The 12,651-nt window shown below is 43.9% G+C and carries 8 protein-coding genes; all 8 read left to right on the forward strand.

Annotated elements, in window-relative coordinates; genetic code table 11:
- The first annotated feature begins 79 nt into the window (after positions 1-79).
- On the forward strand, positions 80-2,368 hold the full coding sequence (locus tag MHB85_RS15665) for a preprotein translocase subunit SecA (protein WP_341073196.1): 2,289 nt from the start codon (positions 80-82) through the stop codon (positions 2,366-2,368).
- Positions 2,369-2,385: 17 nt separating this feature from the next.
- Positions 2,386-3,141, forward strand: a complete 756-nt coding sequence (locus MHB85_RS15670; RefSeq protein ID WP_192131464.1) for a class I SAM-dependent methyltransferase — start codon at positions 2,386-2,388, stop codon at positions 3,139-3,141.
- A gap of 246 nt (positions 3,142-3,387) precedes the next feature.
- On the forward strand, positions 3,388-4,335 hold the full coding sequence (locus MHB85_RS15675) for an ABC transporter permease (protein ID WP_192131462.1): 948 nt from the start codon (positions 3,388-3,390) through the stop codon (positions 4,333-4,335).
- A gap of 13 nt (positions 4,336-4,348) precedes the next feature.
- A complete protein-coding gene (locus tag MHB85_RS15680; protein WP_341073197.1) occupies positions 4,349-5,218 on the forward strand; it encodes a carbohydrate ABC transporter permease in 870 nt (289 codons plus the stop codon).
- A 65-nt stretch (positions 5,219-5,283) separates the two neighbouring features.
- The gene (locus MHB85_RS15685; RefSeq protein WP_192131460.1) at positions 5,284-6,870 is read left to right on the forward strand and encodes an extracellular solute-binding protein; all 1,587 of its coding nucleotides are present in this window, start codon (positions 5,284-5,286) and stop codon (positions 6,868-6,870) included.
- A gap of 93 nt (positions 6,871-6,963) precedes the next feature.
- Positions 6,964-8,703, forward strand: coding sequence for a sensor histidine kinase (locus MHB85_RS15690; RefSeq protein WP_105598827.1), 1,740 nt, complete (start codon positions 6,964-6,966; stop codon positions 8,701-8,703).
- Positions 8,703-10,313, forward strand: a complete 1,611-nt coding sequence (locus tag MHB85_RS15695; RefSeq protein WP_341073198.1) for a response regulator — start codon at positions 8,703-8,705, stop codon at positions 10,311-10,313. Before MHB85_RS15690 ends, MHB85_RS15695 begins: the two co-directional genes overlap by 1 nt.
- Before the next feature lie 96 nt (positions 10,314-10,409).
- Complete coding sequence (locus MHB85_RS15700; RefSeq protein ID WP_341073199.1) at positions 10,410-12,641, forward strand: FAD-dependent oxidoreductase; 2,232 nt, start codon at positions 10,410-10,412, stop codon at positions 12,639-12,641.
- Positions 12,642-12,651 lie beyond the last annotated feature (10 nt).

The following is a 12,651-nucleotide window of genomic DNA, read 5'->3' on the forward strand; positions in this document are numbered from 1 at the left end:
TTAACCAGCGAAAGAAAAGACTCCATATGGGGTCTTTTCTTTTCACAACTTATTTCTACTAAGGAGGAATCAAATTCCGATGAATGTAGTCGTCAAGTTGATACGTGAATTCAAAGAGCGCGACACCCGGCGTTTGTTGAAAGATTACCGAGACAGAGTGGAGCTTATAAGGAAACGGAATTTGGAAACTTGGGACGATCAGCGCCTGCAAGCGGAATCCCTTCGGCTGCAAGAAGAAGCAAGATCAGGCACATCTTTGGATGAACTACTTGTTGATGCTTATGCTTTAGTCTGCGAAGTTGCGAAGAGAACACTCCGATTACAGCCTTACGATGTGCAGATTATGGCTGCTATTGCTTTACACGAAAGATTTTTGATCGAGCAGCATACCGGTGAAGGAAAAACACTCTCTGCTGTTATGCCTGCTTATCTCAACGCGTTGACCGGTGAAGGCGTTCATATACTCACATTTAACGACTACTTGGCAAATCGAGATGCAGCGTGGATGGGCCCGATCTATCGCTTCCTCGGGTTAACCGTAAGCTCGGTTCAAGCGGGCATGAGCCTGTTCGAGAAAAGGGAAGCTTACGCCAAGGATATAACCTATGTTACGGCTAAAGAAGCAGGGTTTGATTATTTGCGTGACACAATAGCATTCAATGAAGCGGATACCGTACACCGTCCTTTCCACTACGTCGTCGTAGACGAAGCGGATTCGCTGCTTCTTGATGAAGCGCGGGTGCCGCTAGTCATTAGTGGCGATTCGAGCACAACCAAGAGTGATGGCGTTCTTTTTGCAGAAGTGGCCCGACAGCTGCAGCCAGGAGAGCATTACGATTTTGACGAGTTCCAGCGGAACGTTTACTTGAATGAAGAGGGTGCTGCGAAAGCGGAGATGCTGCTGGGATGCGGCAATTTGTACGATAGCCATAACAGTCATTGGTTAACGTCATTGAATTGTGCGCTGCATGTGGAATCATTATTAAAAAAAGACGTCGATTACATCGTTCGGGATGGTGGAATTGAACTAATCGAAGAACATACTGGCCGTGTGGCCGAGAACAGGTATTTGCCGGACGGGCTGCAAGCTGCGCTGGTGGCGAAAGAAGGATTGCAGTGGAAGGCCGGCGGGAGAATTCTCGGCACGATCACGATTCAACATTTCATTAGCCTGTATTCGGGAATCTGCGGAATGACGGCTACGGCGCACGCTTCAGCACTGGAATTCGAGGATATCTATGCGTTGCAGGTCGTTCAAATTCCACCGAACCAGCCAAACATACGGATCGACCACAAGCACCGAATATACTCCCATAAGGAAGCCAAATATAAGGCACTTGTACAAGAAATCTCTTCCGTTCATAGGGTGGGACGTCCCATTCTTATTGGTACGTCAAGCGTTGAGGAGTCTGATATGCTGGCGGAGGCGCTTGCCGCTGCTGACGTACCTTGCCAGGTTCTGAATGCAAAAAACGATGCGAGAGAAGCCGAAATCATCGCTAAAGCGGGAGAAATAGGCGCGGTAACGGTATCTACGAATATGGCAGGGCGCGGCGTCGACATTCGTCTTGGCGGTGGTAATTCTGCTCAGGCAGAAGTGGTTGCCAAGCTAGGCGGATTATATGTGATAGGTACACATGTGAATGAAAGCATGCGAATAGATAACCAGCTGCGCGGGCGTTCTGGCCGCCAAGGTGACCCGGGAGCTTCCGTATTTTATATAAGCCTGGAAGACGAGTTGATGCTTCGCTTCGGCATTCATAGACTGTTTCGCGCTACCAGACAGGACGAGGCTCTTGATGATCCGGCGCTACGCAGCAAAATCGAGCATATTCAGCGCGTGATCATAGGCCAAAACTTCGATATTCAGCGGGAATTGAACGGTTATTCGGATATGGTGGAGGATCAGAGGCGAATCCTATACGAAGAAAGGCTCGGAATATTGAAAGGCGAGAGACCAATGAGCCCATCGGAGCAGCGGGTACGGCTTTTTTATATGGATGAGTTCTGGGCTGACCATCTGGCATACGTATCTTACATTCGCGAAAGCATCCATCTCGAGAGTATTACCAGTCGCAACCCGATCGATGAGTTTCATACGCAAATTACCCAAGCATTTGAGAAAATTCCGGCTAAAATAGATCATGAGTCGGCGAATATGCTTGGAAAACTTGGAGGTTCAAATGATCCGGCCAAATGGGAACAGTTCGGTCTAAAGAGTCCTATTTCGACTCGGACTTATATGATCAACGATCAATACAGTCAAGATAAGCGCAGCTCATGGACCGGAACGACGGTATTTGCTTTTTGGGGCAGTAAAATTTTGAAGCTGTTACTGTGGCCGGTATATAGGTTGTCAAAATATTGATGGGAGCGTGACGATCGATGAACAGTGAAGAACGGTTTACGAGCCGGGTCGAATCGTATTTGAAATACCGCCCGAGCTATCCAAAAGAGGCTATTGACCATTTGTACGACGTAGTCGGTTTAGATGCGAACAGTAATATAGCAGACATCGGTTCAGGTACTGGGATCATCTCAAAGCTACTTCTGGAACGCGGAAGCTATGTAATAGCGGTCGAGCCAAATCAGGCCATGCGGGAAGCCGCCGAGCAAACGTTAAAAAGCAGTCCGCAATTCCAGAGTATAGCAGGTTCTGCAGAATCTACGGGATTACCTGATCAGTCGGTTGATTTTATTGTCTGCGCTCAGGCATTTCACTGGTTCGATCGCTCCGCAGCTCAAATCGAGTTTCGCAGAATTCTACGGCCAGGCGGGAGAGTAATACTCATCTGGAATTCACGTCTTACACACGGTACTCCGTTTCGTGAAGAGTACAATCAATTGCTCCATACATATGGAACCGACTACAATAAAGTTAATCATAAAAATATCTCTCAAACGATACTGCTCTCTTTTTTCAAGGAAGGTTCGATGCATGAAATGCGATTCGGAATGAGTCAGGAGTTCGATTTCGAGGGATTGAAAGGCCGGTTGCTATCATCTTCCTACAGCCCTGCACCCGGGCATGCAAATTACGATCCTATGATGTCAGAACTGCGGAATTTATTTGATAAAAATAATCAAGATGGTATTGTTGCATTCGACTATGAAACTGAAATTTTTTGGGGAGAAGTATAGATCACCAAAATGATACCCCGTTATATCAATAAGGGATAAGAATATAACGCCATTTGAAAGTCGCTATTTTAGCGGCTTTTTTTATATTTTATTAGAACAAATTATTGCCCAGCTTGCCTGGATTTAAGTGTTGAAAGGAACCCTGGTACACTTCCTTAAAATCTTATAAGAAATTCTTGAAATTTCAGAAATTTATCCGATAGGCGGGTGCTATTATACAAATACAAACAAAGACGAGGTGATGAAATGCAAGCGAAACTGGCAGCGGACGCCGTTCCCATCTCCACAAAGCGAAAGTCATGGATCAGGACAATACAAAAGCACAAAGTGATGTATGCTCTCTTATTACCAGCCTTAATTTATTTTGCCCTATTCAAATACATTCCCATGGCGGGAATCATGATTGCTTTTAAAAACTACAACCTGGCTTTGGGACTATGGGATAGCCCCTGGGTGGGATTCAAAAATTTTACGGATTTTATGAACGGCGTTTATTTCTGGGACATCATGAAAAATACGATCATCATATCGCTGTATAAGCTATTGTTCGGATTCTCCGCGCCCATCGTACTTGCTTTACTCCTCAATGAAGTGTATAGCCAATGGTTTAAGAAAATCGTACAGACCATCACTTATTTACCTCATTTTCTGTCATGGGTCATTGTGTATGGAATTATGGTGGCATTACTAGCCCCAGGCGATGGTCTCTTTAACATGATCTTGAAGGATTTTGGTGTTGAACCCATCTCGTTTCTAACGGAACCTGCCTGGGGCAGGTTGCTGATCATCTTATCTGAAGTATGGAAGGATATTGGATGGGGGGCAATATTGTACCTTGCCGCCTTGGCAGGAATCGATCCAAGCTTATATGAAGCGGCTCGAATGGATGGTGCTTCCAAATGGAGACAACTATGGCATATCACGTTACCTGGTATTCGAGGAGTCATTATTCTGATGCTGATTCTAAAATTAAGCCATATCCTGGATGCGGGTTTTGACCAAATATTCATGTTTGCCAACACCTTTAATCAGGAGAAGATCGACATTATTGACACATGGGTATACCGTGAAGGGTTGGAGCGTCTCAAGATTGGCTTGGCTACTGCTGTAGGATTGTTTAAAGCTGTCATCGGATTTGCTTTGGTGTTGGCAGCGAACAAGCTCGCCAAAAAATTCGATGGGCAAATTTGGTGAGGTGGTCTTTAGAATGATCCATATGACAATTGGTGAAAAAGTCTGGCAAACCGTCGTTTATGTGATGCTTATTTTGTTATCCCTACTTTGCGTGCTGCCCTTCCTATATGTGGTTGCTGTCTCCGTAACGCCAGAGTCGGAAGTATTAAGAAGAGGAATTGTGATTATACCCGAATCCTTTACCTTTTTGGCCTATAAAGAAGTATTCGTTTCTCACGGGATCTGGCAGGCGTATAAAATTACGTTGTTTCGAACGATTGTAGGGACTGCGTTAAATGTGTTTTTTACGGTGATCGCGGCCTACCCGTTATCCAAAAAATATTTACCCGGAAGAAGTCCGTTTTTACTCTTCATTGTGTTTACCATGATGTTCAGCGGGGGGTTAATTCCGACATATTTACTAATCCGCTCTCTGGGATTGTTAAATAGTCCGTGGGTATTGATCATTCCAAATCTCATTAGTGCATTTAATCTGGTGATCATTAAAGGCTTTTTTGAGCAATTGCCTGGTGAAATCGAGGAATCAGCAAGGGTAGACGGTGCCAGTGAGCTTCAGACGTTATGGCAGATCATTTTACCTCTGTCGTTACCCGTGCTTTCAACCATTTCCTTGTTTTACGCAGTCGGGCATTGGAACAGTTATTTCGATGCTATTGTTTATATCAATGATTCCAACTACATGCCACTTCAAGTGATTTTGCGCAATATCCTACTTAACGTGGCAACGCAAAGCGCTGATTCACTCGCCAATTCCGGAGCTGTCAGTACGTTCGCTGTGCAGATGGCTACAGTTGTTGTAACTACAGTCCCGATATTGATCGTTTATCCATTTTTGCAAAAGCATTTTACCAAAGGTGTACTCCTGGGTTCCGTTAAAGGATAAAAGGTGTTCCAACCTAACTTATTACGGGGAAACCGTGATAATATACAAGCAAAGGAGAGGTCAATATGCAACGTAAAAAGATTTCATTTGCTATTCTGTCGGCAATCTTAGGATTTGGAACGCTTTTGTCAGGATGTGGGGGAAATGAAGAAGTTACATCGACAACCTCGAGTAATTCGCAAGGTCAGTCTGGCCAGTTTGCAACCAAAATGAAAATCTCCATGTTTAACCAAGGTACGTTCAATGCTGCTGCTCCCGTACCTCCACGTGATGAAGATATTCAACGCCAAATGTTGGAAGAAGAGATGAACATCGACTTGGAGATGATGATTCCTCAAGCGGGTCAAGCAACAACCAAACTGAATACACTCATTGCAGGCGGGGATATTCCAGACTTGATCTTCTTGAAGAGCCGTGCTGATCTCGCGCAATATTACGACCAAGGTGTTCTTGCGGATTTGACACCGTATATGGACCAATTCCCTGAACTACAGAAACGGTTTGGCACTGACTCCTGGGAGGCGATGTCCTATCAAGGAAAAACCATTGGAGTTCCAGGCTATGATAATGTAAACGGTATCAGTCGAAGCTTCTTCATACGCAACGATTGGCTGAAAAAGTTGAATATGGAAGTGCCCACGACACCTGATGAGTTGTTCGAAGTTATGAAAGCCTTTACAGAGAAAGATCCGGACGGGAATGGTAAAAACGATACGTACGGATTCATCGGCGGTATGAATAAAGAAGGCAATCTGCAAACCTACGGCTTTGATAGCTTGATGTGGATGTTTGGCGTTAATCCTCCTTCGGCCGTTGAGATTAAAGATAATGAACCGGTATTTCTGTTTATCGAACCCAAAATGAAAGAGGCACTTGCCTACATTAACAAAATGATGGCAGCCAAAGTCGTAGACCCGGACTGGGTGACAATGAATTCACCTGATCTGTTGGACCAAAAGATGTTTAAGGGTAAAGTTGGCTTCATGATCAGAGATGCCCGCAGGCTGGAACCGGATTATCAACAGAAAATGAAAGAAATTAGTGGAGAGGTGCCGGAATGGATCGTTATTCCTCCGATGAAAGGTCCTTACGGCGATCAGATTGTTGAGAGAAAATCGTTCCAAGGCAATTCATGGGCCATTTCCGCAAAAGCGGACGAGGACAAAATCATTCGGATCTTGTCCATGCTGAATTATCTCTTTACGGATGAAGAAGCCTATCCGAATTTTGCATACGGAATCAAAGGGATTCATTGGGATGTCGTAGACGGCAAAATCAAAAATAAAACCTCCGAGTTATCGAAAGAAATGAAAGAGAAGTACCTGTGGGTCGATCATTATAGAATGCCGCGGCGTGGTGATGATGCGGAGTACTTCAGCTTCCAGAATCCGAAGACGGCGGAAGCCTTCAAGAACAATCAGCAATATGTAGGGCCAACGTTGCCAGGTAATTTATTGACCCCAGACCCGAGCGACACTTTGGATGCTGACCGCCAACGTTTCATTAATGAAAGCTTGGTTAAATTTATGACGGGCAAAGAACCTCTTTCCAACTGGGACAATTTCCTCCAAACGTTGGATACCAAGTTTGACATGCAGAAATATAAGGAAACAGCAATCCAGCAATTTAAAGAAGCGGGCCTTATCAAGTAAAAATAAACAAAGAGAGAGTGGCTATTCGTAGCCCCTCTCTTTATTAGCATGTGCTATTCTTAGTTTAAAACGGAACTAAAAGGAAGATGATCGATGCGAAGAAGAATCAGCTTGCCTTTAAAATTATTTTTTATCGTATTTGCATTTGTATTGGGCTGCATCATCTTGATAAGCCAATTATCTTATCGCTATGTCCAAAAAGAAATACGAACCAATGATATTTATTACACCAATCAAATACTAGACAAGGTAGACCAGTATTTCACCGTTAATTTTTCCTCCTTCCAGACGATTCTCTTCTCAGTTGAAACTTCGGTGAAAGCCAACATTAACAATACCGAAGTGATTAAAAAGCAATTAAGGGAGCTGTATGAACTCAACAGTATTTATGTCAGTAATATTTATTTGATCAAAAGCGATTTATCCATTCTGGGCGGAAGTACACCTACTCGAATATTCGATGAACCTTTGTCGGAAAGAGCCCCTTTATTTGATGCGGCTGACAAGAATAGAAGGACTACCTTTGTTAGTGAACCTTACAAATCGAAGTACTCCGGCTGGACTGTTACGATGGTTCGTTATCTGAACGGTGCTCCGTTTCCTATGGCCATTGCGGTTGATCTGGATCTAAATGCCATTGAAGAAACCTTGTTCAAGATTAATAAACAGGAACAAATGAATCTGGCTCTGATCACTGCGTCAGGTAAGATCATTGCCGGATTTTCTGAAAATAAAGGACCCCTTAGTATTCAAGATCATACATTTTCAATCGGAGAGACGTCAGCGGAAGAAATTTTGGATACGTCAGAAACCACCCTTCAAGTGCATACGAAGGATGGCATTCCCGTCTCCCTTTTGAAGAAACCAACGGAGAAATTCAACTGGACCATTGTCTCCGTTAATGATGAATCACGCTTGAAAGCAGCTTTGTCCAGATTGGAAACCTATTATATTGAGCTTCTGGCTGCAGGTCTTCTTTTAAGTTTGTTCATTTCTTTCATGGTTGCCAAATTTATAAGAAAACCACTCTATACGCTCAAAACAAAAATGAAGCAGGTGGAACAAGGTATCCTCACAACGACAATAACGATTAATCGAAACGATGAGTTTGGCGATCTTTCACGAGCATTCGATCGTATGTTACAGCAAATTGTTGAACTGATTCGTCGAGCCGAGCTTCATAATGAACTTGAGCGGAAGTTGGAGATCCAGGTGTTACAGTCTCAAATAAACCCACATTTTCTGTATAACACGCTTGGTTCAATCAGCAATGTTATACGTCTTGGACAAATAGAGAAAGTCGATGTGGTAATCGGATCGCTCATTTCATTATTGGAATACGGGATAGACGATGCTTCTGAGAAGGTTTCCCTACGCCAGGAATTACGCAATGTAGCGGACTATATCGAGATCCAGAACATTCGGTATAACCGAAACTTCAACTTGATTGAAGATATCGAAGCAGGGTTAATGGATTTTCCGGTTTTCCGAATGCTGCTGCAGCCCCTTGTGGAGAATAGTATCTTCCATGGTTACAACGGAGGAGGAATTGAAGGGCCAATTACGATTCATGCGTACAGGGAGGACGGCATCGTCATCATCGAAGTTGTTGATCAAGGTGAGGGAATTCCGGCCGACAAATTAAAGCATATTTTAATCTCGGAACCAAGTGAAGAGGAAGTAAAAAGAAAACGAATCGGGCTGAATAATATTCATGGTCGAATAAGACTTCACTACGGAGATCAATTCGGACTGGATATCATTAGCATACCTAAGGAAATAACCCGTATACGCGCTGTATTCCCGGCAGAATTGCCAAAAGGAGATGCATAATGGGGAGAGACTATACCTGCTTCATTGTTGACGATGAAGACCTGATCATTCAACGATTGGAATTGTTTTTTAGCGAGCTCTCTCTTAGGGATAGACGATTTGTTCTGGTGGGAAAAGCGAATAATGGGCTGAATGGGATCGAGGAGATCATCAAACTTAAGCCGGATATCGTCATATCCGATATTGTCATGCCGCGAATGGACGGAATCTCCATGATTGAGCAGTTAAAAGTGGAGCTCCCCCATACCCAATACATACTTCTAACCGCCTATTCATCCTTTGAATACGCCCAGCGAGCTATTCAAGCCAACGTATTGGAGTACATTGTAAAGGTTCCGCTAAGGGAAGCCGATCTAAATCGAGCATTGGATAAGGCAGCTGGAATTCTAAATGAGTTTGAGAAAAAAGAAGCGGAATTTCACTCGTTAAACGTATCCGTGCTTGAAAATAAATACAGAGTCCGCAAGCAATTTTTTAACGAATTGATCCGAGGTGAAATTCCTTCTCATCGGGCATCGGATTTTGCCAATCGCATGCAGTTTCATTTCTTTCAAGCCAACTATTGCTGTTTCATCGTTGAGATGAATACGTATGAAAGTTTCCGAAACGAATACGCGGCCGCAGATCAAAACATCTTGAAGTATGCGATAACAAATATCATCGAAGAAACAGTTATGAATGGTAGCAGTGGGGTAGCTGCGGATCTGTCCGATAATCGTTTTATTGGTTTTTTATCCTGGGAAAATAACCGCAGTGATATGGAAACGGAATATGCTTGCCTATCCTTGGGAGGGCAGATCATCTCTCATTTGCATCAATATTTGAATAAAAGAGTATCTGTCGCTTTTGGAAGTCCACACCGAGGCTGGGAATCGATCAAACAGGCGTATACGGAAGCTAAAAATGTGAGTGAGGATTTCTATTATCATACCGAAAAAGTCGTAAAAACACCGATGCATCGGTTCCAATACCATAATGACAAAAAAGCAGACTTTCAGCAGAAGCTTGCTGATTTTCTTATACGCCTGAAGAGGAAGATTTCCAAGGAAGAGCTGGATAATGCACTTGACGATCTGTCGCAATTTGTTACGGACTATAAAATCCACAAGTCCATCTTGGTGCCCATGATTAGAGACTTGTACAGAGACATTACCGTGAAATTTAAATCGGGAAATAAGATGGCCACGGAAGTTCCAGACTTCCCCATGGAATATATGACATTTCAAGAGCAGCTCGCCTATATTGGCGACTTCACATTCGAATACGTGCGTGCGGGCCAACTATTACATCGTGCAGAAATTATGAGTGCTATGCATTATATAGAGACAAACCTGAAACAGCGTTTAACGCTGGAGGCCATTGCGGAGGAAGTGAATTTAGCGCCATCGTATTTTAGCAGCTTATTCAAAAAAACAATGAACGAAGGTGTGATTAGCTACATCAACCGTAAAAAAATCAACCTCGCTCTCGAGTTGTTAAATGTCCGGGATTATTCTTTATTGGAATTGTGCGAGGAAGTAGGCATTGTCAATGAAGGTTACTTTTGCAAACTGTTTAAAGAATATACCGGTGATACACCTAAGCAATACCGGATCAAAATGACACGGTAGGAATTCCAATAAAGATGCAAAAAATGTATGATTTTTTCGTGAAATCCTGTAAAAAAATAGGTACCAAAACCATTACCATGATAGGAGCATCTAATCATGGAGGTTATCAAAATGGAGTCTATAAAAGCTGATGTAACCGTCGTAGGTGGAGGTATTGCAGGGATATGTGCTGCCATTGCAGCAGCACGCCAAGGGCTGCTGGTTTCACTTATTAATGATCGGCCGGTTCTAGGGGGAAATGCGAGCAGCGAGGTCAGAGTGCATATCAACGGGTCGGCTTATCTCGGAAACAGTCCATCCTACTATGCTCGAGAGGGCGGGTTGATAGAAGAACTGAAGCTGAAGATATTTCATTACAATCCGTTATACAACAAGAAGTTGATGCTTTCGCTTTCGGATACAGTCTTACTCGACATGGTTTATGATGAGCCCAACATCTCTCTATTCCTGAACACATGCGTTCATGAAACGGGTATGGAGAACGGCAGAATCCAATGGGTGGAGGGCCTTCAATTGGCTTCCGAGAGAAAATTTCGTTTTGAAAGCCCCACCTACATCGATTGCTCCGGGGATGGAATTGTTGGATACCAGGCAGGAGCTCACTTCCGATGGGGAAGAGAGGCGACGCATGAATACAAGGAGGAGCTCGCTCCAGAAGTGGCGGATCATTACACGATGGGCGATACGATTCTGTTTCAAGCCCGTGACGTAGACTATCCCGTTCCTTACACAAAGCCAGGCTTTGCGTATGATATTACGAAGCTGGAGTTTTTTGATAGTATCCGAAAAGGATTAAACCATCGGTCTTTTCCAAGAAAAATCAACGGGCTTGGCGGATTGTGGTGGCTGGAATACGGCGGACATATGGATATTATCAAGAATAATGAAGACATCGCATTAGAATTGCGAAAATTGGTGTACGGAATCTGGGATTATATCAAAAATAGCGGTGAATTTGATGATGTAGACAATCTTATCCTGGATTATGTATGCCCGATTCCGGGAAAGCGAGAGTCGAGACGATTTATAGGTGAACACATGTTGTCTCAGAACGATCTTACAGCAAAACCTCATTTCGAGGATGCGGTATCCGTCGGAGGGTGGTATATGGATCTGCATGCAAATAAAGGCATCTACGATGAGGGGCCGGCTACCGCGTGGAATTTTGTGCCTGGATTGTATAATATCCCGTTTCGCAGCTTATTTTCACGCAATATCCCTAATCTCATGTTCGCTGGCCGCAATATAAGCGCTACCCACGTGGCTTTTGGATCTACAAGAGTGATGGCAACCTGTGGTTGTATGGGGCAGGCGGTAGGAACGGCTGCTGCGTTATGTGTAAAATATGATACAGACCCCGCGGCCATCGTCAAAGCCCATATGGGTGAGCTTCAGGCGCAGCTACTTCGAGACGGGCAAACGATTGTAGGGCTTCAAGAGCCGTTGGATCCTTATTTCGCAGATGGATTAACGATTCGTGCCTCTTCTCAGCGAAGCTATGAACAGCTTCATCCAACCGAAGAGATCTCCTTGGAAAGAGCGTTATGTTTGGTCTTGCCGATTCAGACATCCGTGGCTGAAAGTGTGCAGATCAAAATTAAAAATAGATCCGAGCAATCGGAAACGTTGCAAGTGAAGCTGTACGGCGGGGAGCGGAAGGAAAACTATATTCCCACCAGCGAGCTGAAAGACTATCACTTGCTTATTTCAGCGGGTCACGATGACTGGATTACACTGGACCTCAGCTGCAAGAAGCCAGAAGACGACAAAATCTACATTGTATTGGAAGGTACGGCGGGCCTTACTGTACACAGCAATGAAGAGAAAATGACTGGAGCGGTTAGCTTCCTTTATAGACCGGAAGAGCCATCCAGGCTGAAAAAACTTAATAAGAGCATTTGCTTCAAAGACCTGAACCCATCCCAGGATATGTATAATCCCACGAATGTTGTCAACGGTTTCTCCAGACCTTATGGTCTGCCTAACGGCTGGATATCGGAACGTACGGAAGGACAGGAATGGTTGGAATTTGGTTTTGCAAGCCCCAAGAATCTGGATGAAATCCATCTTATTTTCAATTCAGAACTGAATTTGGAGCATTTCGACGATCCGATCGAACCACTGATCCAGGATTATGATGTGACTTTAACTTTAGAAGATGGAACCAAGAGTGAAATTAATATCCGCGGGAATTACCTTTCGTTGAATAAACATCAGGTGCATGCACAAGGTGTAACCCAGATCCGGTTTAATTTCTGTGCAACGTATGGCTCACCTTATTATGAAGTGTTTGCAGTGAAATTTTTTGCTCCTAAAAATGCGAAGTGAGGTCGGGTGA

The organism is Paenibacillus sp. FSL K6-4396, from assembly GCF_038002525.1.
GTDB classification, from domain to species: domain Bacteria; phylum Bacillota; class Bacilli; order Paenibacillales; family Paenibacillaceae; genus Paenibacillus; species Paenibacillus amylolyticus_B.

Coding starts and splice junctions, on each gene's coding strand:
- MHB85_RS15700 (WP_341073199.1), top strand. CDS start 10,410: ATGGAGGTTATCAAAATGGAGTCTATAAAAGCTGATGTAACCGTCGTA.
- MHB85_RS15675 (WP_192131462.1), top strand. CDS start 3,388: ATGCAAGCGAAACTGGCAGCGGACGCCGTTCCCATCTCCACAAAGCGA.
- MHB85_RS15685 (WP_192131460.1), top strand. CDS start 5,284: ATGCAACGTAAAAAGATTTCATTTGCTATTCTGTCGGCAATCTTAGGA.
- MHB85_RS15680 (WP_341073197.1), top strand. CDS start 4,349: ATGATCCATATGACAATTGGTGAAAAAGTCTGGCAAACCGTCGTTTAT.
- MHB85_RS15665 (WP_341073196.1), top strand. CDS start 80: ATGAATGTAGTCGTCAAGTTGATACGTGAATTCAAAGAGCGCGACACC.
- MHB85_RS15690 (WP_105598827.1), top strand. CDS start 6,964: ATGCGAAGAAGAATCAGCTTGCCTTTAAAATTATTTTTTATCGTATTT.
- MHB85_RS15695 (WP_341073198.1), top strand. CDS start 8,703: ATGGGGAGAGACTATACCTGCTTCATTGTTGACGATGAAGACCTGATC.
- MHB85_RS15670 (WP_192131464.1), top strand. CDS start 2,386: ATGAACAGTGAAGAACGGTTTACGAGCCGGGTCGAATCGTATTTGAAA.